Raw genomic sequence first — 22,235 nt, 5'->3', positions numbered from 1 at the left:
AAGATGGGGGAAGGAAAGCAAGCATGTCGAAACTGCCGGGCTGGCTGGGCCGCTTCGGGTCCGAACTGACGGAGCTGGGTGCGCGACTGGACGAGCGACGGGCGCGCGCCGCCGCCGATGACGAGGACCTCCTCGCGGCGCGCGGGGCCCCCGCCGCCCCGGAGGACGACGACGCCGGGCAGGTGCCCGCGCCGCCCTCGTACGCCCCCTCGGTCGCCGCCAAGCCGGATCCGGTGGCGGCGATCCCGTGGGGGATGCGGGTCGCCGCCGAGGCCGGCTGGCGCCTCCTCGTCCTCGCGGGGACGCTCTGGGTGCTGATGCGGGTGATCAGCGCGGTCCAGCTCGTGGTGCTGGCCTTCGCCGCCGCGCTGCTCGTCACCGCGATGCTCCAGCCGACGGTGGTCCGGCTCAAGCGGTTCGGGCTGCCCCACGGGCTCGCCACCGCCGTGACCGCCGTGCTCGGGTTCGTCATCATCGGACTGGTCGGCTGGTTCGTGGTGTGGCAGGTGATGGACAACCTCGACACGCTCTCCGACCGGGTCCGCGACGGCATCGACGAGTTGAAGCGCTGGGCGCTCGACAGCCCGTTCCACGTCACCGAGTCGCAGATCAACGACATCGCCAAGAACCTCAGCGACACCATCAGCACCAACACCGAGGAGATCACCTCCGCCGGGCTCCAGGGCGTCACCGTGATGGTGGAGTTCCTCACCGGGCTGCTGCTGGCGATGTTCTCCACGCTGTTCCTGCTCTACGACGGCCGGCGCATCTGGGAGTGGTCGCTCAAGCTGGTGCCCGCCGCGGCCCGCCCCGGGGTCGCCGGCGCCGGGCCGCGCGCCTGGCGCACCCTGACCGCGTATGTGCGCGGCACGGTGCTGGTCGCCCTGATCGACGCCATCTTCATCGGCTTCGGCCTCTACATCCTCAACGTGCCGCTCGCCGTGCCCCTGGCCGTCTTCATCTTCCTGTTCGCCTTCATCCCGCTCGTCGGCGCCGTGGTCTCCGGCGCGCTCGCGGTGGTCGTCGCCCTGGTCACCGAGGGAGTGTGGACCGCGCTGTGGGCGCTGGTGGTGGTCCTGGCGGTGCAGCAGATCGAGGGCCACATCCTCCAGCCGTTCATCCTCGGCCGCGCCGTCCGGGTGCATCCGCTCGCGGTGGTCCTCGCGGTGGCGACCGGGGGCCTGGTCGCGGGCATCGGCGGTGCGGTGGTCGCCGTACCGCTGGTCGCCGTGACCAACACGGTGGTCGGTTATCTGCGCGCGTACGGGGAGCCCGGCGAGCGGGGCGGTCACCAGGGGGCCACCGCCCTGTCGATGAGCCCGGCACCCGCCGTGTCCGCGACCCCGGGTCCGCAGAACCCTCCGGGGGAACCCGCGCGGGAGAAGAAGCCGCCGCAGGAGCAGGGAGAGTAGGGACACGAGAAGAAGAGCCCCGGGGACGGTCGGTCGTCCTCGGGGCTCTTCTCGTATCAGGGGTGGTGCGGTGTCACTACTCGGCGATTACGGCCTCGGCGTCGAGGGTCACACCGACCGCCTGGATCACCGAAGCGACCTTGACGGCTTCCTGAATGGTCTCACGGTCCACGCCGGCCTTGCGCAGCACCTGCTCGTGGGAGTCCAGGCACTGGCCGCAGCCGTTGATCGCGGAGACGGCGAGCGACCACAGCTCGAAGTCGACCTTCTCCACGCCCGGGTTGCCGATGACGTTCATCCGCAGGCCCGCGCGGAGCGTGCCGTACTCCGGGTCCGACAGCAGGTGCCGGGTCCGGTAGAAGACGTTGTTCATCGCCATGATCGCGGCCGCCGACTTCGCCGCGGTGTACGCCTCGGCGGAGAGGTTGGCCTTCGCCTCGGGCTCCAGCTCGCGCAGCACCTTCGGCGAACGCGAGGCGATCGCGCAGGCCAGCACGGTGCCCCACAGCTGCTGCTGCGGGAGGTCGCTGTTGCCGATGACCGAGCCCAGGTTCAGCTTCAGGTCCTTGGCGAAGTCCGGTATGGCGGACTTCAGTTCGTCGAGAGCCATGTCGGTATCAGCTCACTCGCCCGAGAGGAGCGCGACCGGGTCGAGGGTGTTCTCGCCCTTGGTCCAGTTGCACGGGCACAGCTCGTCGGTCTGCAGGGCGTCGAGGACCCGCAGGACCTCCTTGGGGTTACGGCCCACGGAACCGGCGGTCACCATCGTGAACTGGATCTCGTTGTTCTGGTCGACGATGAAGACGGCGCGCTGCGCGAAGCCGTCCTCGCCCTCGATGCCGAGGTCACGCATGAGCTCGTGCTTCGAGTCGGCCAGCATCGGGAAGGGCAGGTCGGTCAGGTCCGGGTGGTCCTTGCGCCAGGCGTGGTGCACGAACTCGGAGTCACCGGAGAAGCCGAGGACCTGGGCGTCGCGGTCCGCGAACTCGTCGTTCAGCTTGCCGAAGGCGGCGATCTCGGTGGGGCACACGAAGGTGAAGTCCTTCGGCCACGCGAAGACGATCTTCCACTTGCCCTCGTAGGTCTTGTGGTTGATCTGCTCGAACTCCTTGCCGCTCTCCAGCGAAACACAAGCAGTCAGGTCGAACTCGGGGAACTTGTCACCGACAGTGAGCACGCGCTCTCCTTGCAACGTCTGGAATTCCCCTTTTGGGGGCGTTCCTGAGGGTTGGACGGACTCCACCTTGGCACAGAGTGCATTGATCGCGGAAATAGCTACACTCGGTCGAGATGATCGGAGGTGCCTATCAGTGGGCCAGGGTAATCAGGGCATACGTCCCAAGCAGTCCGGTAAGCCGGCCGGTAAGCAGCCCAGCCTGTCGCAGCTGCGTGCCTTCGCGGCGGTGGCGGAGCATCTGCACTTCCGGGACGCGGCGGCAGCAATCGGGATGAGTCAGCCAGCACTCTCCGGAGCGGTGTCCACCCTGGAGGAGGCACTGGGTGTCCAGCTCATCGAGCGTACGACGCGCAAGGTGCTGCTCTCGCCCGCGGGGGAGCGGCTCGCGGTGCGGGCCGGGGCGGTGCTGGAGGCCGTCGCCGCGCTGATGGAGGAGGCGGAGGCGGTCCGGGCCCCGTTCACCGGAGTGCTCCGGCTCGGCGTGATCCCGACCGTCGCCCCGTATCTGCTGCCCACCGTGCTCCGCCTCGTCCACGAGCGTTACGTGGACCTCGACCTCCAGGTCCACGAGGAGCAGACCTCCTCGCTGCTGGAGGGTCTCGCCGCCGGGCGGCTGGACCTGCTGCTGCTCGCCGTGCCGCTCGGCGTGCCGGGGGTCACCGAGATCCCGTTGTTCGACGAGGACTTCGTGCTGGTCATGGAGCAGGACCACTGGCTCGGCGGCCGGGCGGACATCCCGCGCGACGCGCTGCGCGAACTGCCGCTGCTGCTCCTGGACGAGGGGCACTGCCTGCGCGACCAGGCCCTGGACATCTGCCGCGAGGCGGGCCGCACCGAGGGCGCGCCGGTGACCACGACCGCCGCCGGGCTCTCCACCCTGGTCCAGCTGGTGGCCGGTGGGCTCGGGGTGACGCTGCTGCCCCGGACGGCGGTGACGGTGGAGACCGGCCGCAACGAGGCGCTGGCCACCGGGTACTTCGCGGACCCGGCGCCCACCCGGCGGGTGGCGCTGGCGATGCGGACCGGGTCGGCGCGGGGCGGCGAGTTCGAGGAGTTCGCCGCCGCCCTGCGCGAGGCGATGGAGCCCCTGCCGGTGCGGCTGGTGGCGGAAGACGGCTGAGAGCGCAGGTCCTGCGAGCGCACGTCCTGCGAGCGCACGGACGGCCGGGGCCCGGTTTGCAGGAGCCCCGGCCGTACGCGGATCAGGCGGGCGTCACTCGGTGCGCAGTCCGTCCGGGCGCATCATGCGCCACAGCGGCGGCAGCGACAACACGGTGACCAGCAGGATCAGCGCGCCCCCGGCCCCCGTCATCGGCCAGAACAGCCACCAGTCGGAGACCTCCTTCTCGATCAGGTGGACGAGCATCGCCCCGAGGCCAAGACCGCCCGCGACCGCCACCGCCAGACCGAGCGCCACCGGCACGGCGGTCTGCCACAGCACCGACCAGCCGAGCGTGGAGCGCCGGGTGCCGAAGGCCACCAGGACCGACAGCAGCCGCCTGCGCTCACGCAACTGCTCCACCTGGGAGACCAGCATCGACAGGGCGATCAGCAGCAGCACCGCGCTCGCGCCCACCTGGAGCCCGGTCTGGATGCTGGCGTACTGGCGGTCGCGTTCCACCGAGTCGAGCGTGACGAAGCGCATCCCGGGGTCGACCTTCGCCGCCGTGTTGCGTACGTACTCGGCGACGTCCGGCACGCTCCGGTCGACCCGGATCTGGACGGTGATCGTCGCTCCGGGCAGCTTGCCCGCGTCGATCGCACCGGTGGTGGCCATGATCCCGTAGTGGGTCTCGCCCATCGGGTCCTTGCGGCCCCGCACGGTCGGGGAGTCGGCGGGCAGCGTCCACCGCATCAGCTTGTTCCCGTAGCCGATCTCGACCACCTCGCCCTTGCGGGCGGTCCGGTCGATCCAGGCGCTCATGTCCTTGTCGCCCGGCGGGTGGGCGACGAACGTGTCACCGTCCTCGCAGGCCTCGATCCGGGCCAGCTCGCGCAGGGTCTCGCAGGTGCCGACGGTCAGGGTGGTGGTGGGCGGCACGTCTTCGTCGGCGTGGACGCCGGGCCTGGACGCGTACGCCGCCACCGATCCGATGACCACCTCCACGCCCTTGGTGGCGCGGAACTGCTCGATGGTCGAGGTGGCCGCCTCGCCGGTGACGTCCTCGGAGTACCCCGCGAACTGGGCCCGCGTCGGATCCTGGCCGGTCATCCGGTTGAAGTCGGCGTTCATCGAGGCGAACAGCATCTGGAGGGCGATCGCCCCCGCCACCGCCACGGTGACCCCGCTGACCGCGCGGGACGCGGCCCCGCTGCTCAACTGGAGCCTGCGGGTGGCGAGCTGCCAGGGCACCGGGCCGCCGCGCAGCCGTTCCACACAGGCCTCGACCAGCCAGGGCAGCAGCAGGGCCAGCCCGAACAGCACCAGCACGGCGCCCGCGGTGATCGGGAACGGGTTCACCGGGGCGTACTCCTCGACCCGGCCCCAGAGCGCGAGCACCACGAGACCCGCCAGCGGCACCGGCAGCCGCCACCACAGACGGCGTCCCCGCTCACGACCCCGGCGTACGACGCCGAGCGGCTCGATCACCACGGACCGCATCGCCACCAGGGTGACGAGGACGGCCGTCAACGGCACGGCCACCGAGATCAGCGACGCCAGCCGGAGGTCGGGCGCCAGGTCGGCCGGGAACGCGCTGACGTCCCAGATCTCCACCGCGCCGACGAACTGCCGGCCCACCAGGAAGAACGCCAGGCCGAACAGCAGCCCCAGCAGCGCGCCGAACAGCGCCTCCCCGGCGGCGATCCGCCGGGTCGTCCGGATGTCCGCGCCGACCAGGCGCAGCGCGGCCAGCCGCCGGTCGCGCCGGTCGCCGCCGAAGCGCACGGCGGTGGCGATGAAGATGGCGACCGGGGCCAGCAGCACGACGCAGACCATGATGACGAGCACGATCAGCAGGGGTGGGAGGGGATCGCCCTGGCGCTCGTCGCCGTACCCGGCGATGCGGTGGCCGCCGTTGGCCGGCGTCAGGGTGTCGCTGCCCGCGTAGTAGAGGAGTTCACCCGGGGAGCGCAGCCCGGCATCCCCGATCGTGCCGGTGATCCCGTACGGCAGCCGCTCCCGCAGCAGCTCGTTGCCGGGCTCGTCGAGCAGCTCCCGCAGGGCGGGGGAGACGACCATCGTGTCCGGCGCGGGGAAGCGGTCGACCCCCGGCGGCAGGACGGGCTTCGAGCCGTCGGGGCGCATCAGATAGCCCGCGACGGTCCGGTCGTGGTACTCGGTGGTCGTGTTGACCCGCAGCACCGAGCTGTCCGACTTCGGGGCGTTCGCGTCGGGGAAGTCGGAGATCCGGGTCTCGCTGCGGGCCTGCTCGCGCGCGTTCCGCTCGTCGAGCAGATGCGGTACGGAGGAGGCGAGCAGCAGGAGGGCGACGCCGAGGCCGACGCCGACGGCGGTCAGCAGCGTACGGATCCAGCCCTCGCGGCCCCCGGCGGCGGCGAACCGGATGCCGAGGCCGAGGTCGCGGAGGGTCGCCGCAGCCCGCGAGGGCGCTGCCGGGCGCGGGGGCGCCACGGGCCGCCCTTCTTCGAGCAGCGTCATGCGGCGTGCTCCATGTCGCGGGCCCGGCCGTCGCGCACGGTGACGTCACGGTCCGAGTAGGCGGCGACGCGGGCCTCGTGGGTCACCAGGACCACGGCGACGCTGGCGGAGCGGGCGGCCTCGGTGAGCAGCTCCATCACCCGCTCGCCGTTGAGCGAGTCCAGCGCACCGGTCGGCTCGTCGGCGAAGATCACCTTCGGCGACGCGGCCAGCGCACGGGCCACGGCGACCCGCTGGCCCTGTCCGCCGGAGACCTCGCCGGGGCGCTTGGCCCCGAGGTCGTCGACCTCCAGGCGCTCCATCCACTCCAGGGCGGTGCGCTCGGCGGCCTTGCGCCGGACGCCGTTCAGCCGCAGCGGCAGGGCGACGTTCTCCCTGCACGTCAGCTCCGGGACGAGCTGGCCGAACTGGAAGACGAAGCCGAAGTCGCTGCGCCGCAGGGCGCTGCGCTCGGCGTCCGACATCGCGGACAGTTCGCGGCCCGCGTAGGTGATGGTGCCGGAGTCGGGCGTGATGATCCCGGCCAGACAGTGCAGCAGGGTCGACTTGCCGGAGCCGGAGGGGCCCATCACGGCGACGACCTCGCCGGGGTGCACGGAGAACGACGCGCCGTCCAGGGCGGGCGTCGAACCGTAGGTCTTGCGCAGATCGTGCGCGGAGAGAAGGGAGCCTTCGGGGATCACGGAGCCACCACCTTGGCGAGCTGGTCGAGACGGGCAGAGGTCAGTTCCAGCCAGCGCAGATCGGCTTCCAGGTGGAACAGGGCGTGGTCGCAGATCAACTGGTCGGCGAGGTCGCCCTTGCGTTTCCGGTCGGTGAGGACGCGCATCATCCGCAGGTGCGCCGAGCGCTGGGTGTCCAGCAGATCGGCCGCGCTGCGGCCGGTCAGGAGCGCCAGGACGACTTTGGTGTACAGCGTCGACTGGAGGTAGGGCTCGGGCTTCTCCGGCTGGGCCAGCCAGTGCGAGACATCGGTGATCCCGGCGTCGGTGATGGCGTACCGCTTGCGCTCGGGGCCTCCTTCGCTCTCGACGCCGTCGACCTCGACGAGTCCGTTCTTCAGGAGCCGGGACATCGTCGAATAGACCTGGCCGTAGTGGAGCGGGCGGTCCTGGCCGAACTTCTCGTCGAAGGTCCGCTTCAGGTCGTAGCCGTGTCGGGGGCCGGACTCCAGGAGCCCGAGGAGGGTGTGACCGATAGACATGAACGGAACTGTACACGGGGTGTATACCTACGGTGTATACGCGTCCGGAAAGCGACCCCGGCCCTTGGGGCGGGCCGGGGTCGCGGTGACTACGGGGTGCCTGGAGCGGTCGCTCCGGGCGGGGGCTGCGGCGTGCTCGTCCCGGGCTGCGGCGCAGTCGCCCCTGGCTGTGGAGTGCTCGCCTCGGGCTGCGGCGGGGTTTCCGGCCCCTCCGGCGGCCGTGTGGGCGGCCGCCCCCGGCGGGCGATCGGGCGCGCGGCCCCCGGCAGCCGGCCCGCCTCCGCGAGCGCCCGCCGCAGCAGGAACTCGATCTGCGCGTTGGCGCTGCGCAGTTCGTCGGAGGCCCAGCGGGCGAGTGCGTCGTGCACCGCGGGGTCCAGCCGCAGCAGCATCTGCTTGCGCTGCCGCGACCGGGACTCCGGTGTCCGCCGGGGAGGCGTCTGGTCGGTCACTGGTAGAGGGAGCCCGTGTTGAGGACCGGCTGGGCCGCGCGGTCACCGCACAGCACCACCATCAGATTGCTGACCATGGCCGCCTTCCGCTCGGAGTCCAGCTCCACGATGTCCTGCTCGGCGATCCGGGCCAGGGCCATCTCGACCATGCCCACCGCGCCCTCGACGATCTGCTGGCGGGCCGCGACGACCGCGCCGGCCTGCTGGCGCTGGAGCATGGCGGAGGCGATCTCGGGGGCGTACGCGAGGTGGCTGAAGCGCGACTCGATGATGAGGACGCCCGCGGCCTTCACCCGGGCGGTCAGCTCGACGGCCAGCTTCTCGGTGATCTCCTCCGCGTTGCCCCGCAGCGAGAGGCCGTCCTCCTCGTGGGCGTCGTACGGGTACTCGATGGCGATGTGCCGCACCGCCGCCTCGGTCTGCGTGGCGACGAACTCCAGGAAGTCGTCGACCTCGAAGAGCGCCTGGGCGGTGTCCTCGACCTTCCAGACGACGATCGCGGCCAGCTCGATCGGGTTGCCGTAGGCGTCGTTGACCTTGAGGACGGCGGTCTCGTGGTTGCGGACCCGGGTGGAGATCTTGCGGCTGGAGGTCAGCGGGTTGATCCAGCGCAGGCCGTCGGTGCGGATGGTGCCGACGTACCGGCCGAAGAGCTGGATCACCCGGGCCTCGCCCGGAGCGACCATCTTCACACCGCTCATGCAGAAGAACGAGGTGAGCGCGAGGAGTGGTCCAAGGACGAGGAGGGTGACGCCGAGCGGCACGGCGCCGCTCCCGTTCATCACTCCGCCGCCGATGGTGAGGCCGATGCCCGCGATCACCCCGAGCACGGTCAGCAGGAGCCCGACCCCGCCCCCGATGGAGTGCGCCGGGACCTCCCTGACCTGGGGTGCGGGCATGTCGGGGGCGTCGATCGCGAGGTCGTCGGCCGGAGCCTCCGGGCGGTGGTCGTCGTGCTGTGCAGTCATGGGATCCCCCGTTCGGCGCGGTCTCGTGCCGCGCTATCAATGTGATTACACATTAATGGTTCTCGCAACCTTGTCCACCTCTGGGGAGTCGGTTCCTAGGGAACGGGTGCTGATTCTCACGTCCGTAAAAGACCGGATCGCTTGTCTTTTGTCCCCGTCGGCGGTGTTAGCTGGCAGGTCTGAGCGAACTGAGGAAACCGAGCGAGCCGGTCGAGCAGAGAAGCGGGAGCAACACACCAATGGGTCGAGCGGATGCGCGACGAGCCCAGGCGCGGGAGTCGCGCCGGGCCCCGAAGAGCGGCGGCATACGCAGACTCTTCACGTGGAAGAAGCTGCTGGGCGCGTTCTTCGGGATCGTCCTGCTGGGCATGGGAGCCTTCGGGGCGCTCTACGTGTACGTCGACGTCCCCGCCGCCAACGCCATGGCGGAGCGGCAGAGCAACGTCTACCAGTACAGCGACGGCTCGGTCCTCGCCCGGACCGGCAAGGGCGTCAACCGCCAGATCGTCGACCTGGACGAGGTTCCCAAGAAGGTGCAGCACGCCTTCGTCGCCGCCGAGAACAAGTCCTTCTACAAGGACCAGGGCGTCGACCTGAAGGGCACCACCCGCGCCCTCCTCAACACCGTCAGCGGCAAGGGCAAGCAGGGTGGCTCGACCATCACCCAGCAGTACGTGAAGAACTTCTACCTGACGCAGGACCCCACCGTGAGCCGCAAGCTCAAGGAACTGGTGATCTCGCTCAAGGTCGACCAGCAGGAGTCCAAGGAGAAGATCCTCGCCGGGTACATCAACACCGCCTACTACGGGCGCGGCGCGAGCGGCATCCAGGCCGCCGCCCAGGCGTACTACGGCGTCGACGCCAAGGACCTGAGCGTCTCCCAGGGCGCCTACCTCGCCTCACTCCTCCAGGCCCCCAGCCAGTACGACTGGAACACCGCGACCGACACCGGCAAGAAGCTGGTCAAGGAGCGCTGGGCCTACACCCTGCGCAACATGGTCGAGATGAAGTGGCTGACCGAGTCCGAGAAGGCCGGCCTCGAGTTCCCCGTCCCCCAGAAGCCCAAGCCCGCCCAGGGCATGGAAGGACAGGCCGGCTACCTCGTCGAGGCCGCCAACAAGGAGCTGGAGAAACAGGGCGTCTCCGCCGCGGACCGCGAGGCGGGCGGCTGGACCTTCACCCTCACCGTCGACAAGAAGCGCCAGAAGGCGCTGGAGAAGGCGGTGGACGACCAGCTGGAGTCCAAGCTCGACCGCGAGGGCAACAAGGTCGACGCCACCGTCCAGGCCGGCGCCACCTCCGTCGACCCGAAGACCGGCGAGGTCGTCGCCCTGTACGGCGGCGAGGACTACATCAAGCACTACATCAGCAACGCCACCCGCCAGGACTACCAGCCCGCATCCACCTTCAAGCCGCTGGTGCTCGCCTCCGCCCTGGAGAACGAGTCGAAGACGCAGGACGGCAGCCTGATCGGGCTCAACACGGTGTACGACGGCACCAGCAAGCGGCCCGTCGTCGGCAGCGACACCCCGTTCGCCCCGCAGAACCAGGACGACCGCAGCTACGGTCAGGTCTCCGTCCAGAAGGCCTTGAACAGCTCGGTCAACTCCGTCTTCGCGCAGATGATCGTCGACGTGACGCCCGCCGCCGTGAAGGAGACCGCGCTCGCCCTCGGCGTACCGGACAAGAACTTCCCCGAGCGCCCCGCCGTCACCCTCGGCACCATGAACGCCTCGACCTGGGACATGGCCGGCGTGTACGCCACGCTCGACAACCACGGCCGGAAGGTCACCCCGCACATCCTCCAGTCCGCCGAGCACCGCGACCGCACGGTGAACGCCGAGAAGCCCAAGCGGGAGCAGGCCATCAGCCGCGCCTCGGCCGACACCGTGACCAAGGGGCTCACCGGGGTCGTCGACGCCGGTTCCGGGGGCGCGGCCAACAGCCCCGCCTACGACGCGGCGGCCAAGACCGGCACCTCCGAGGACAACAAGTCGGCCTGGTTCGCCGGGTACACCCCGGAGCTGGCCACGGTCGTGGCCCTCTTCGGCGAGGGTGACGGCGGCCGCAAGCAGGTCTCCCTGACCGGTACGGCCAACTCCGGCCGCGCCAGCGGCAGCGGCTTCCCGGCCAGGATCTGGGCCGACTACACCCTCGGCGCCCTCGGCGGCGGGTCCGACAAGACGTTCGACCTCCAGGACGTGGAGCGCGGCGAGGTGCCCGCCCCGCCGACGCCTTCCGACACCCCCTCCGAGGACCCCACCCCGTCCGAGGACCCGACCCCGTCGGACAGGCCCTCCGAGAAGCCGAGCGAGACGCCCAGCGACACCCCGTCGTCGTCGACGCCGCCGCCTCCGCCCAGCTCCACGCCTCCCACCGCGCCTTCCACGAGCCCGGAGGTGCCGCCCCAGCCCGGGGAGGACGACGGCCAGCCGGGCGAACGGCCGGGCGGCAACGGACTGCTCGGCGAGTGAGCCACTGACGGCATGACGTCATGCGTGTGGGGCGGGCCTCCAGGCCCGCCCCACACGCATATCGTCGGCCGACTCGCGACGAGGCGTTACTGCCCCCGGGGCGCCATCTCGAACCAGACGACCTTGCCCGTCGACAGACGCGTCGCCCCCCACCGCCGGGCCAGCCGGTTGACCAGGAACAGCCCGCGTCCGCCCTCGTCCGTCTCCCGCGCCCGGCGCTGCCGGGGCAGCTGCGGGGAGTCGTCGCCGACCTCGCAGCGCAGGACGTCGGTCCGCAGCAGCCGCAGCGTCACCGGCCGCTCGGCATAGCGCACCGCGTTGGTGACGACCTCGCTGACCAGCAACTCCACCTCGTCGGCCAGGTCGTCGAGACCCCAGCGGCTCAGCGCCCGCCGGGCCAGTCGGCGGGCCCGGCCCGGAGCCGCGTCCTCCGGCTCCAGGTACCAGTACGCCACGTCGCTCGGCGCGATCCCGTCGAAGCGGGCGGCGAGCAGCGCGATGTCGTCGTCCCGGTCACCCGGGCCGAGCATGTCGAGCACGTCGTCGCAGAGGGCCTCCAGCGGCGGCGAGTGGTCCGGTCCTGTGAGCTGCGCGGTCGCCGCGAGGCGCTCCCGCAGCTGCTCGATGCCCGTCCACACGTCCCGCAGCCGCGACTCCACCAGACCGTCGGTGTAGAGGAGCAGCGTGGCGCCGGCCGGGGCGTCCAGCTCGACGGCCTCGAAGTCGACGCCGCCCACCCCGATCGGGGCGCCCGGCGGCACCACCAGCACCTCGGCCCGCCCGCCCAGGTGCAGCAGCACGGGCGGCGGGTGTCCGGCGTTGGCGATGGTGATCCGGTGCGCGACCGGATCGTAGACCGCGTACAGGCAGGTCGCCATCCGGTCGCTGCCCAGGCGCTGCGCCTGCTCGTCCAGGTGGTGCAGGACCTCCTGCGGCGGCAGATCGAGCTGCGCCAGGGTCTGCGCGGTCGTCCGGAGCTGGCCCATGATCGCCGCCGACGTCATCGAGTGGCCCATCACATCGCCGACGACCAGCGCGACCCGGCTGCCCGGCAGCGGGATCGCGTCGTACCAGTCGCCGCCGACCCGGGCCGTCTCGGCCGCCGGAAGATAGCGCGAGGCGAGCCGGACGCCGGTGGGCTGGGGGAGCGAGTCGGGCAGCATCGTGCGCTGCAACTCGTCGGCGATGTAGGCCTCGCGCCCGTACAGCACGGCCTTGTCGATGCCGAGCGCGGTGTGCGTCGCCAGTTGCGCCGCGACCAGCAGATCGCTGGCCTCGAACGGGGTGCGCTCGGTGCCGCGCACGAAGACCGCGGCCCCGATGACCCGGCGCCGGCCGCGCAGCGGGGCGAGGATCGCCCGGTGCCCGGTGGGGACGGACCGGCCGGGGCCGAGCAGCTCCGGCAGGGCGGCCCGGGCCGCCGCGGAGTCGCCGAAGACCGGCCGCACCCCGCGCAGCACCTCCGCCAGCGCACCGCCCGCCCGCACCTCGCACAGCTCGGCGGCGGGCATCAGGTCGGCCTGCGGGTCGAGGATCAGCGGCCGCAGCCGCTCGGTCTCGGAGCCGGACGCCTCGCCGCCCTCCTCGCCGGTGACGCGCAGCCGGTCGCTGCGGCGCAGCCGCAGGACGAACGGGCTCACCGGGCGCTCGTCGCCCACCGGGAGCGGGTCGCGCAGATAGACCAGGATCGCGTCGGAGAACGTCGGCACGCTGGCCCGGCACAGCCCGAGGACGATCTCGTCCAGGTCTATGCCCCGGGCGATCCGCCGGGTCGCCGCGCCGACGAAGCGCAGCCGGTCGCCCTCGCGGCGGGTGGCCGCCTGCGCCTCGGAGACGGCGGCCGCTCCCGGACCCGGGTTCGGCGCGGCGGCCGGAGCCGGGACCGCGGCAGCGGCGGCTGCGGCGTCCTGCTGCCGGGGCCGGGTGCGCTCCTGCTGCCGGGCCGCCAGAGGCTGCCGGCCTTCGTGGGAGGTGGGGTGCTCCGTCACGCGTGGGATTCCGTCCGTCCGGGCCGGTTGTATGAGGCAGTCACCTCGTGGGGCGCTACTGTGCCCCGGCAAGCGCGGGAAGAACAACGGCTGTCACCGGATGCCCCCGATGAAGGGGCCGAAACCGAGCGCCCCGGAGATGGCCGACGGGCGACCCCTCCGGCGGCGGACGCGGCGAGAGGGCAGCGGACAGCGTGCACGTCTCCACCCCCTCGTAGTGGCTCCCGCGACCGAGCGGAACGTCCGGGTCCGTGACCCGCCCCTCCGCGCGACCGGTGTGGTGACTTGTGGTCAGTTCCGGTGTGGCACCCGCTGGTTGCGGCGATCAGCCCTCCGTGCGTCCGGACCTGCCGACCGGACCGCCCGAGGGGACTCTCCAGGGTCTCACGACGGCATACGGGCAGGGGTGCGGTCCCAGTCATCCGGCAGCGGCGGCACCTGCCACCGCGGATCGGGCCGCCAGTGCTCCCAGCCGTCCCGGAACGGAGCCCCCCATACGGTGATCACCTCGACCGCCGCGCGGCCCGCCTCCCGGACCCGGGCCGCGGTCTCCCGGTCCATCAGACCGACCTGCTGGGCCTGGGCGAACTCGTCCTCGTCGAGCCATTTCCAGCTCCGGTCGGGGTTCACGGAGATGTCGAGAAAGTGATCCTCGGAATCCACCCCTCCGGTCCACCGGGTCCGGGGCTCCTCCAGATTCACGTACCAGTTCCGGAACGTCCAGCCCCGGTCCCAGAACAGCCATACCGACCACGGGTCCCCGGGCCTGGCGAGCTTCAGCACCCCGGAGCCGAACCAGGTCGAGCGGGCCGTGGTGCGCGGCGCGGTGTAGCGGGTGGCCAGCGGCTCGGCATGTACCTGGGTGCCGTCGGCCAGCACCGGCCGCACGCATTCGGTGCCGGGCGCCATCCAGACGGCGAGCAGCTCGTCGGTGTCCTGGACGACGGTCACCGGACGGCAGATGTGCACGGGCGGGACGCCGGCCGTCCGGTGGGCCCGGCCGTTGTCGCGGTAGCGCCAGAGGATCTGGTCCCCCGGCGCCCAGCGTGCGTACTCTCCCGTACCTGTCATGGAGAGATCTTACGGAGCGCTCCCGCCGGCCCGCTGCGACTCAGGTCACCCGGTCCCGATCCGCCGGATGCCCTAGGCCCTGTCGTCGAACTCCCGCCTGCCCCGCGGCGCCATGCACGCACTCTCGCCGCACCGGGCACACGCCCGAGTACGTCCAGTACGCGGACCCGCGCCCGGCACACCGAGAGCACACACCCGACCCCGCAGGGCCGCCCTTCGGGCGACGGCGGGAGTTCGACGACAGGACCTAGGGCCCCACGGGGCGCTCCCGGGCGGCACCGGGAACCCTTCCCGGGTGTCACCGGGCGTCCCGCCCTCCGCTCACGGGCGCGTCATCCGCAGCACGTCCAGCGCCTCGTCGAGCTGCTCCATCGTCAGGTCGCCGCGCTCGACGTACCCCGAGGCCAGGACCGTCTCGCGGATCGTCGTCCCGTCCTTGAGGGACTGCTTGGCGACCTTCGCCGCCTCCTCGTAGCCGATGTACTTGTTCAGCGGGGTCACGACGGACGGCGAGGACTCGGCGTAGGCGCGGGCCCGCTCCACGTCGGCGGTGATGCCGTCGACCGTACGGTCCGCGAGCAGCCGGGAGGCGGCTGTCAGCAGCCGTACGGACTCCAGCAGGTTCTTCGCGATGACCGGGAGCATGACGTTCAGCTCGAAGTTGCCCGCGGCGCCGGCCGTGGCGACCGTCGCGTCGTTGCCCGTGACCTGGGCGGCGACCATCAGGACCGCCTCGGGGATCACCGGGTTGACCTTGCCCGGCATGATCGAGGAGCCGGGCTGGAGGTCGGGCAGCGCGATCTCGGCGAGACCGGTGCGCGGCCCCGACGCCATCCACCGCAGATCGTTGCAGATCTTGGTCAGGGACACCGCGATGGTCCGCAGCTGGCCGGAGGTCTCCACGAGCCCGTCCCGCGCGCCCTGCGCCTCGAAGTGGTCGCGGGCCTCGGTGAGCGGCAGCCCCGTGGCGTCCGCGACCTCCGCGATCACGGCGGCGGAGAAGCCGGGCGGGGTGTTGATGCCGGTGCCCACCGCCGTACCGCCCAGGGGCAGTTCGGCGAGCCGGGGGAGGGAGGCGCGCAGCCGCTCCACGCCGTAGCGGATCTGGGCCGCGTAGCCGCCGAACTCCTGGCCGAGGGTGACCGGGGTGGCGTCCATCAGATGCGTACGGCCGGACTTCACGACCTCCGCGAATTCGGCCGATTTCCGCCCCAGGGATTCCGCCAGGTGGTCCAGGGCGGGGATCAGGTCGGCGGTGACGGCGGCGGTGGCGGCGATGTGGATGGAGGACGGGAAGACGTCGTTGGACGACTGGGAGGCGTTCACATGGTCGTTGGGGTGGACCTGGCGGCCGAGGCGTTCGGTGGCGAGGGTGGCGATCACCTCGTTGGTGTTCATGTTCGACGAGGTGCCCGAACCCGTCTGGAACACGTCGACCGGGAAGTGCTCGTCCCACTGCCCCGAGGCGACCTCGGCGGCGGCCTCCTGGATCGCGGCGGAGATGTCCGGATCCAGTACCTTCAGCTCGGCGTTGACCTTGGCCGCCGCGCCCTTGATCCGGGCCAGCGCCTCGATGTGCGCCCGCTCCAGACGCTGCCCGGAGACGGGGAAGTTCTCCACCGCCCGCTGGGTCTGGGCGCGCCACTTGGCTTCCGCGGGGACCTTCACCTCGCCCATCGAGTCGTGCTCGATCCGGAACCCGCTCTCGCGGGGCGTGTCACCTGACGTATCGACCATGGTGTTCAAACCTCCTGAAAAAGATGAGCACTTCTCTTGTTCGATGTATTCCCAAGTCGCCTACCGACCAGTAAATACCGGGGGTAACCACTACCGGGAGGCGCAATGAGGCGCACCAGCACCAGACTTCGAGGGCTCGCAAGCCTTCGCCGGCTCCGCTCTACGGTCGCGGGCGCCGTCGCTCTCGCGGCCGCCGTCGGCGGTATGGCCGCCGCAGGACCCGCGGGCGCGACGGAGTCGGGTACCAGCTCTATCGCATCCACCCCTCTCCCGCCCGCGCTGGAAGCCGTCCGGGCCGCCGAGGCCACCCAGCTGTACGGGAGCCCCGCCGAGCGCCCGCTCGGCGACCGCAGGACCGGGCTGATCTCGCTCGGCGACAGCGAGATCTCCGGCGAGGGCGTCGGCACCTACGACCCCGGCACCAACGGGCCGGACAACTGGTGCCACCGCTCACCGGACGCCGCCATCCACCGCACGGGCATCGCGGCGGACGTCACGTACAACGTCTCGTGTTCCGGCGCTTCCACCGGAAACATCAGAATTGGCGGAAACAAGCAGTACGCCGACGAGCTCGTGCAGAGCGACAGCCTCGCGATCAAGGCCCGCAACACCCGGATCAAGATGATCGTCCTGGTCGCCGGGGCCAACGACGACCTCCAGTTCGGCCCGGTCATGACCGACTGCGTGGTCCGCTACATCAGCCTCCAGGGCCCCTGCGAGCCGAAGTACGCGGGCGGCTGGCAGGCCCGCGTAGACGCCCTGGTCCCCAAGGTCGAGCAGACCGTCCGCGACCTGCGCACCGTCATGACGGACGCCGGGTACGCGGACAACGACTACAAGCTCGTCCTGATGGGCTACCCGAGCCCGATCGGCCCGGACTTCCGCGACAACCCGAAGTTCCCCGGGAAGCTCATCTGCGGCGGACTCGGCTACGACTCCGACACCGTCTGGGGCCGTAACACCGCCGTGCCCGCCTTCCAGACCGGCATGCGCAAGGCCGCCGCCGCCACCGGCGCCACCTACCTCGACAACTCGCGGCTCTTCCACGGTCACGAGGTCTGCACCGAGAACGCCTGGGCGCGCGGGCTCTACATCGACCTGAGCAAGCCCGGACTGCCCGACGAGAACTCCGTCCGGCAGTCCTTCCACCCCAACGCGGCCGGCCACCGGGCCTTCGCGTCCTGCCTCACCCAGCTGTACGACTCCGGGCTGCGCGAGGCGGGCTGCGCCGACCCGGCGAGCACGGGGAACCCGGTCCTGACGGGAGCGGCCTTCGACGACCTGTTCGCCCCGCTGAGGAACGAGGCGACCGGCTCCTGCGTGGACGTACCCGCCTCGGTCACCCGTAACGGCACGGCGATCGGCGGCTGGGACTGCCACGGCGGGCGTAACCAGAACTGGTGGTACGACGCGGGTACGCAGACGGCCCGCACCGCGCTCAGCCACGACCGCTGCCTGGACGTGCCGGGCGCCAGGTACGACGCCGGCGCCACGCTCGTCGTGTGGGACTGCTCGGGCGCGGCCAACCAGAAGTTCGTCCGGCAGGCGGGCACCGTCCGCCCGGCCGCCGCGACCGGCCTGTGTCTGACGCTGACGGGGGCCAAGGACCCGCTCAAGCTCCAGACGTGCGACGGGGGCGCGAACCAGCGCTTCGTGTAGCCACCGCGTGCGAGGGGGCGGCCGGCGCGGTGCGGCCGTCCCCTCGTCATGCCTTCTCTCACGCCTGTCGGGCCAGCGCTTCGGACAGCGCTCCCAGCGTCGGCGTCAGATACAGCTGCCGCAGCGGGATGCCGGGCAGCCCGCGCTCCCGGGCGAGCGTGCCGATCCGGATCGCGTACAGCGAATTGCCGCCCAGGTCCCAGAAGTCGTCGTCCGGGCCGATCTCCTCGACGCCGAGGACGTCCCGCCAGATACCGGCGAGGACGCCGGCGGGGGTGGGCGCGGTCTCGCGGGGCGGTGCGGCAGTCGGCCGGCGCGCACCGGGCGGGGGCAGCCGGGCCGGGTCCAGCTTGCCGTTCGCGGTGAGGGGGAGGGCCGGCAGCACGGTCACCGTCGCGGGCACCATGTGCGGGGGGAGCAGCCGGGCCGCCCGCTCCCGTACGGGCCCGCCGTCCTCGCCCGCTCCCGGGGCCGGGACCACGTACGCGTCGATCCGCACGGCCGCCGCGTCCCCGCCCCCGCCGCCCGTCACGGTGACCGCGGCCGCCGACACCGCCGGGTCCTCCAGCAGGACGTGCCGGATCTCGCCCGGCTCGATCCGGAAGCCCCGCACCTTCACCTGGTCGTCGATCCGGCCCAGGTGCTCCAGCGTTCCGTCGGGCAGCAGCCGCCCGAGGTCGCCGCTGCGGTAGAGCCGCCCGGCCGGGTCCAGGGGGTCCGGGACGAAGCGTTCGGCGGTCAGGGCGGGCCGGCCCAGGTAGCCCAGGGCCACGCCCGCCCCGCCCACATGGATCTCGCCGGGCGCACCCGGCGGCACCGGCCGCCCGTACGGGTCCAGGACCCGGACCGACCAGCCCGGCAGGGGCCGCCCCACCGACCGGGAACCGGCGAGCGCCTCGCGGCGGGTCACCGTGGCCGCCGTGACATGGACGGTGGTCTCGGTGATCCCGTACATGTTGACCAGCCGGCAGCGGTCCTCCGGGTGCCGGTCGAACCAGCCCAGCAGCGGGTGGGTGTCCAGCGGCTCGCCGCCCAGCACCACCAGCCGCAGGGCGGACAGGCCACCGCCCGTCCGGTCGGCCGCCGCGAGCTGGGTGAACGCCGACGGGGTCTGGCTCAGCACGCTCACCCGTTCCCGGCCCAGCAGCGCGTGGAAGTCCTCCGGCGAGCGCGAGGTCCAGTGGTCCACGAGGACCAGCCGGCCGCCCGTCAGCAGCGCCCCCCAGATCTCCCACACCGAGAAGTCGAACGCCGCCGAGTGGAAGCACGTCCAGGTGTCGTCGGGGGAGAGGCCGAAGTCGTCGCGGACGGCATCGACCAGGGCCGTGACATTGGCGTGCGGGACGAGGACCCCCTTGGGGCGGCCGGTCGAGCCCGAGGTGTGGATGACGTACGCGGGGGCGCCGCCCTCCCGCCGTTCCGCGGTGTGACGGGGCGGGTGGCCGGTCAGGGCGGCCGGGTCCTCGACGGTCAGCCGGACCCCGGCGGCCTTCGCGGTGCGCTCACGCCGTTCCGCCGGATGCTCCGGATCCAGCGGTACGTAGACCGCGTCCGCCTTCAGGACGCCCAGCATCACCGCCACCAGGTCGGCTCCGCGGGGCAGGCAGAGCCCCACGAGATCGCCCGGGCGGACGCCGTGGGCGTACAGACCGTCGGCGAACTCCTCGGCCCGGCGGCTCAGTTCGGCGTACGAGAGGGTGGTGGGCCCGGCGGTGAGCGCGGGGGCGTCCGGGCGGGCGGCGGCCTGGGCGGCGAAGGCCTCGTCCACGCGGAGGGGGAGGGAGGCGGGGGGCTTCCCCGTTGCCCCGCGCAGCACTTGCTCGGCGGACTCGGACTCGCTCAGCGGATCCAGTTCCAGAAGCGGGGTGCTGGGCGGGCGGCTCAGCAACTCCTGCCGCGCACGCTCCACTTGGTGTGCCGGTATGCACAGCCCCTCCGGGCGGCTCGGCAGCGTGGCCGGGCCGTCCCCGTCGCCCGCAACCAGACCGAGCGCGGGCGGTTCCTCGCCCTCGGCCGGGACGAGCGGTTCGGTGGCGAGCAGGTCGGCGACCGTGCGGCCGGGCGACAGGTCCGCCGCGAACACCACGTACCCGTCGAGCGCCCCCAGCGCGCGGGGAGGCCGGTCCCGGGCCGGTACGGGGACCGCGACGCGCACCGAGGCCGCGCCCGTGTACCGCCCGGCGGTGAACGCGAGCGCGGCGGCGAGGCTCCGGGTCTCCTCGTCCACGCGCGGGTCCGGGGGGAGCGGCCCGTCGTGCGGCGTCACGGCGTCCGGCGGCACCTCGCCCAGCAGCACCCGGGCGACGATCCGCAACGACCGGGCGTCCAGCGCGGCCCCGTCGGCGGTCAGGACGAGGTCGGCGGGGTGACCGCCCGCGTACCGCAGCAGCACCGCGCGCAGCCGGTGGCCGGGCGCGACCGGACGGCGGGCCTCGGCCGCGCGCCGCCGGGCGGCGGCGTCGGCCCCGGCCGGGACGGGCAAGGTCTCGGTCCACAGCCGGGGGCGGCGCTCCCCGGGCCACCACCGCTCCGCCGCCGCCGCGAGGGCGGCGGCGAGCGCGGTGCCGGTGACGGCCGGCGGCAGGCGGACCGTCAGGGCGTGATGGGCAGGCGACACGTGCACAACTCCTCGTCCACAGCGGGGGATACGGCGATGCGAGCGGTCAGCGATCGGTCAGCGGGCAGTCAGCGGGCAGTCAGCGGGCGGTGAACCCGCCGTCCACGGCGACCACGCTGCCGGTCACCTGGCGGGACTCGTCCGAGGCCAGCCAGAGCACCGCGTTCGCCACGTCGTCCGGCTCCACCAGCGCGTTCATCGGCTGGTCCCGGACGAACGCGGCCCCGTGCTCCGCGACCGGGACCTCCAGCGAGCGGGCGATCTCCGCCAGCATCCGGCCCTCCATCGCCTCGTCGTCCCGCACCGAGCCCGGACACACCGCGTTGACCCGGACCTTCCGGGGCGCGTAGTCCAGGGCCACCGCCTTCGTCAGGCCGACGAGGCCGTGCTTGGCCGCGACGTACCCCGCGAAGTGCCGGTAGCCCACCAGGCCCGCCGTCGAGGCGATGTTGACGATCGAACCGGACCCCTGAGCGACCATCCGGCCGCCGACCGCGCGGATCGCCCGCCACGCGCCGCCCAGGTCCACATCGATCATCAGCTGCCACTCGGCCTCGGTGATCTCGTGCGCCGGGCGGCCCGAAGGGGCGGCGATACCCGCGTTGTTGACCAGGACGTCGATCCGCCCGAAGCGCTCCTCGGCCGCCTCCGCCGCCGACTCCAGCGCCGCCAGGTCCCGGACGTCGGCCTGCCGGGTCAGCACGGCGGACCCCGCCTCGCGGCAGAGCCGCCCGGTGTGGGCGAGCTGCGAGGCGGAACCGAGCGGATACGGCACCCCGGGCAGCTCGCCCGCCACGTCCAGCAGCACCAGGTCCGCACCCTCGCGGGCGAAGGCCAGCGCACAGGCCCGGCCGAGACCGCGCGCCGCTCCCGTGATCAGCGCCGTCCGCCCGGCGAGCCGGGCCCCGCCACCGGCCGCACGTTCCGCGCCAGCGCTGGGGGCCGCATGCCCCGCACCGCCGCCGTCGGCCGCACGCTCCGTACCAGCGCCGCCGACCGCACGCTCCGTACCAGCGCTGAGGGCCGCATGCCCCGCACCGCCGCCGCCGTCGGCCGCATGCCCCGCACCAGCGCCGTCGGCATCCGGCCCCGGAAGGCCGCCGCCGTCGTCGTCGCCGCCCGTCACCGGCCCCTCGCCGCCCGCACCTCGGCGGCCACCAGCTCCAGCAGCTCGCCCGGCCGCTCGGTGAGGTACATGTGCCCGCCCGTCGGCTCGGCCACCGTCAGCTTCCCCGTCGTCACCCGGCCCCACTCGGCCGCCTCCGCCGCCCCGACCAGGGTGTCCTCCCGCCCCCGGACGGAGATGACCGGGACACCCAACGGGCTCTCCGTGGACGGCACATACGTCTCGTGGAGCCGGACGTCCGCCCGCAGCAACGGCAGCAGCAGCTCCCGCATCTCCGGGTCGGCCAGCGCCGGGTGGTCGTACCCGGCGAACGCCCGGACCCGGGCGGCGAACTCCTCGTCCGGCAGCCCGTCCGCCCGGTCCGTGCGCGGCGTCCAGGGACCGGGGGCACCGCTGACCACGAGCGCGGCCAGGCGGATCGGGCCGCCCGACCGCTCGATCCGGTGCGCCAGTTCGTACGCGAGGACCGCGCCCATGCTGTGCCCGAACAGCACGACCGGGCCGCCGCTCCCGTCCCTTTCACCGAGGGCCGCCGTCACCTGCGCGTACGCGTCGTCGACGGCCGGGGCCGCCGAGGTGTGGGCGGGCTCGGGGAACCGCTTCTCGCGGCCCGGCAGCGACACCGGGAGGATCCGCAGACCCTCCGGGGCCAGCTTCTGCCAGGGCGTGAAGAAGGAGGGACCCGCCCCGGCGAAGGGCAGGCAGATGAGGACGGTCTCTTCGTCGGCCACGGTCGTTCCTGTTCTCTT

16 protein-coding genes and 1 pseudogene are annotated in these 22,235 nt (G+C 72.5%); 4 read left to right on the top strand and 13 right to left on the bottom strand.

Annotation, left to right across the window (positions count from 1 at the left end; all coding sequences use genetic code 11):
• The first annotated feature begins 23 nt into the window (after positions 1-23).
• The gene (locus ACH4KB_RS30860; protein WP_398069161.1) at positions 24-1,412 is read left to right on the top strand and encodes an AI-2E family transporter; all 1,389 of its coding nucleotides are present in this window, start codon (positions 24-26) and stop codon (positions 1,410-1,412) included.
• 76 nt (positions 1,413-1,488) lie between these two features.
• On the opposite strand, the gene ACH4KB_RS30855 is transcribed toward ACH4KB_RS30860, so the two are convergent.
• Complete coding sequence (locus tag ACH4KB_RS30855) at positions 1,489-2,022, bottom strand: alkyl hydroperoxide reductase (protein ID WP_398069159.1); 534 nt, start codon at positions 2,020-2,022, stop codon at positions 1,489-1,491.
• Positions 2,023-2,034: 12 nt separating this feature from the next.
• Complete coding sequence (locus ACH4KB_RS30850; protein ID WP_329159042.1) at positions 2,035-2,589, bottom strand: peroxiredoxin; 555 nt, start codon at positions 2,587-2,589, stop codon at positions 2,035-2,037.
• Positions 2,590-2,722: 133 nt separating this feature from the next.
• On the opposite strand from ACH4KB_RS30850, the gene ACH4KB_RS30845 reads away from it, so the two are divergent.
• On the top strand, positions 2,723-3,709 hold the full coding sequence (locus ACH4KB_RS30845) for a hydrogen peroxide-inducible genes activator (protein WP_398069157.1): 987 nt from the start codon (positions 2,723-2,725) through the stop codon (positions 3,707-3,709).
• Positions 3,710-3,802: 93 nt separating this feature from the next.
• Here ACH4KB_RS30845 and ACH4KB_RS30840 read toward each other — a convergent pair whose 3' ends face one another.
• From ACH4KB_RS30840 to ACH4KB_RS30820, 5 genes and pseudogenes are all read right to left on the bottom strand, one after another.
• Positions 3,803-6,190 (bottom strand): ABC transporter permease, encoded by a 2,388-nt coding sequence (locus ACH4KB_RS30840; RefSeq protein WP_398069155.1) that lies wholly within the window; start codon positions 6,188-6,190, stop codon positions 3,803-3,805.
• Positions 6,187-6,873, bottom strand: coding sequence for an ABC transporter ATP-binding protein (locus ACH4KB_RS30835; protein ID WP_398069153.1), 687 nt, complete (start codon positions 6,871-6,873; stop codon positions 6,187-6,189). Before ACH4KB_RS30835 ends, ACH4KB_RS30840 begins: the two co-directional genes overlap by 4 nt.
• A complete protein-coding gene (locus tag ACH4KB_RS30830) occupies positions 6,870-7,394 on the bottom strand; it encodes a PadR family transcriptional regulator (RefSeq protein ID WP_018956160.1) in 525 nt (174 codons plus the stop codon). Before ACH4KB_RS30830 ends, ACH4KB_RS30835 begins: the two co-directional genes overlap by 4 nt.
• 194 nt (positions 7,395-7,588) lie before the next feature.
• Positions 7,589-7,846, bottom strand: a pseudogene (locus ACH4KB_RS30825) (hypothetical protein); the annotation flags it as partial.
• Positions 7,843-8,814, bottom strand: coding sequence for an SPFH domain-containing protein (locus ACH4KB_RS30820; RefSeq protein WP_398069151.1), 972 nt, complete (start codon positions 8,812-8,814; stop codon positions 7,843-7,845). The pseudogene ACH4KB_RS30825 and the gene ACH4KB_RS30820, both read right to left, overlap by 4 nt.
• 239 nt (positions 8,815-9,053) lie before the next feature.
• On the opposite strand from ACH4KB_RS30820, the gene ACH4KB_RS30815 reads away from it, so the two are divergent.
• The gene (locus ACH4KB_RS30815) at positions 9,054-11,288 is read left to right on the top strand and encodes a transglycosylase domain-containing protein (RefSeq protein ID WP_398069149.1); all 2,235 of its coding nucleotides are present in this window, start codon (positions 9,054-9,056) and stop codon (positions 11,286-11,288) included.
• Positions 11,289-11,374: 86 nt separating this feature from the next.
• Here the strand turns inward: ACH4KB_RS30815 and ACH4KB_RS30810 are convergent, their stop codons facing one another.
• The 3 genes from ACH4KB_RS30810 to ACH4KB_RS30800 form a co-directional block, all read right to left on the bottom strand.
• Positions 11,375-13,276, bottom strand: coding sequence for a SpoIIE family protein phosphatase (locus tag ACH4KB_RS30810; RefSeq protein ID WP_398069147.1), 1,902 nt, complete (start codon positions 13,274-13,276; stop codon positions 11,375-11,377).
• Positions 13,277-13,660: 384 nt separating this feature from the next.
• A complete protein-coding gene (locus ACH4KB_RS30805; RefSeq protein WP_398069145.1) occupies positions 13,661-14,347 on the bottom strand; it encodes a DUF402 domain-containing protein in 687 nt (228 codons plus the stop codon).
• Positions 14,348-14,668: 321 nt separating this feature from the next.
• Positions 14,669-16,084 (bottom strand): class II fumarate hydratase, encoded by a 1,416-nt coding sequence (locus tag ACH4KB_RS30800; protein ID WP_398069144.1) that lies wholly within the window; start codon positions 16,082-16,084, stop codon positions 14,669-14,671.
• A 105-nt stretch (positions 16,085-16,189) separates the two neighbouring features.
• Between ACH4KB_RS30800 and ACH4KB_RS30795 the strand changes: the two genes are divergently transcribed.
• Positions 16,190-17,743, top strand: a complete 1,554-nt coding sequence (locus tag ACH4KB_RS30795) for a ricin-type beta-trefoil lectin domain protein (RefSeq protein ID WP_398069142.1) — start codon at positions 16,190-16,192, stop codon at positions 17,741-17,743.
• Between the two features lie 58 nt (positions 17,744-17,801).
• Here ACH4KB_RS30795 and ACH4KB_RS30790 read toward each other — a convergent pair whose 3' ends face one another.
• From ACH4KB_RS30790 to ACH4KB_RS30780, 3 genes are all read right to left on the bottom strand, one after another.
• Complete coding sequence (locus ACH4KB_RS30790) at positions 17,802-20,360, bottom strand: amino acid adenylation domain-containing protein (protein ID WP_398069140.1); 2,559 nt, start codon at positions 20,358-20,360, stop codon at positions 17,802-17,804.
• Positions 20,361-20,439: 79 nt separating this feature from the next.
• On the bottom strand, positions 20,440-21,240 hold the full coding sequence (locus ACH4KB_RS30785; protein ID WP_398069345.1) for an SDR family oxidoreductase: 801 nt from the start codon (positions 21,238-21,240) through the stop codon (positions 20,440-20,442).
• 242 nt (positions 21,241-21,482) lie between these two features.
• On the bottom strand, positions 21,483-22,217 hold the full coding sequence (locus tag ACH4KB_RS30780) for a thioesterase II family protein (protein ID WP_398069138.1): 735 nt from the start codon (positions 22,215-22,217) through the stop codon (positions 21,483-21,485).
• Between the last annotated feature and the right edge of the window lie 18 nt (positions 22,218-22,235).

It is taken from the genome of Streptomyces sp. NPDC017520, from assembly GCF_044329855.1.
Lineage (GTDB): Bacteria > Actinomycetota > Actinomycetes > Streptomycetales > Streptomycetaceae > Streptomyces.
This window is presented reverse-complemented; position numbering and strand designations above follow the sequence as displayed.

Coding starts and splice junctions, on each gene's coding strand:
- ACH4KB_RS30795 (WP_398069142.1), top strand. CDS start 16,190: ATGAGGCGCACCAGCACCAGACTTCGAGGGCTCGCAAGCCTTCGCCGG.
- ACH4KB_RS30840 (WP_398069155.1), bottom strand. CDS start 6,190: ATGACGCTGCTCGAAGAAGGGCGGCCCGTGGCGCCCCCGCGCCCGGCA.
- ACH4KB_RS30805 (WP_398069145.1), bottom strand. CDS start 14,347: ATGACAGGTACGGGAGAGTACGCACGCTGGGCGCCGGGGGACCAGATC.
- ACH4KB_RS30815 (WP_398069149.1), top strand. CDS start 9,054: ATGGGTCGAGCGGATGCGCGACGAGCCCAGGCGCGGGAGTCGCGCCGG.
- ACH4KB_RS30855 (WP_398069159.1), bottom strand. CDS start 2,022: ATGGCTCTCGACGAACTGAAGTCCGCCATACCGGACTTCGCCAAGGAC.
- ACH4KB_RS30800 (WP_398069144.1), bottom strand. CDS start 16,084: ATGGTCGATACGTCAGGTGACACGCCCCGCGAGAGCGGGTTCCGGATC.
- ACH4KB_RS30830 (WP_018956160.1), bottom strand. CDS start 7,394: ATGTCTATCGGTCACACCCTCCTCGGGCTCCTGGAGTCCGGCCCCCGA.
- ACH4KB_RS30820 (WP_398069151.1), bottom strand. CDS start 8,814: ATGACTGCACAGCACGACGACCACCGCCCGGAGGCTCCGGCCGACGAC.
- ACH4KB_RS30860 (WP_398069161.1), top strand. CDS start 24: ATGTCGAAACTGCCGGGCTGGCTGGGCCGCTTCGGGTCCGAACTGACG.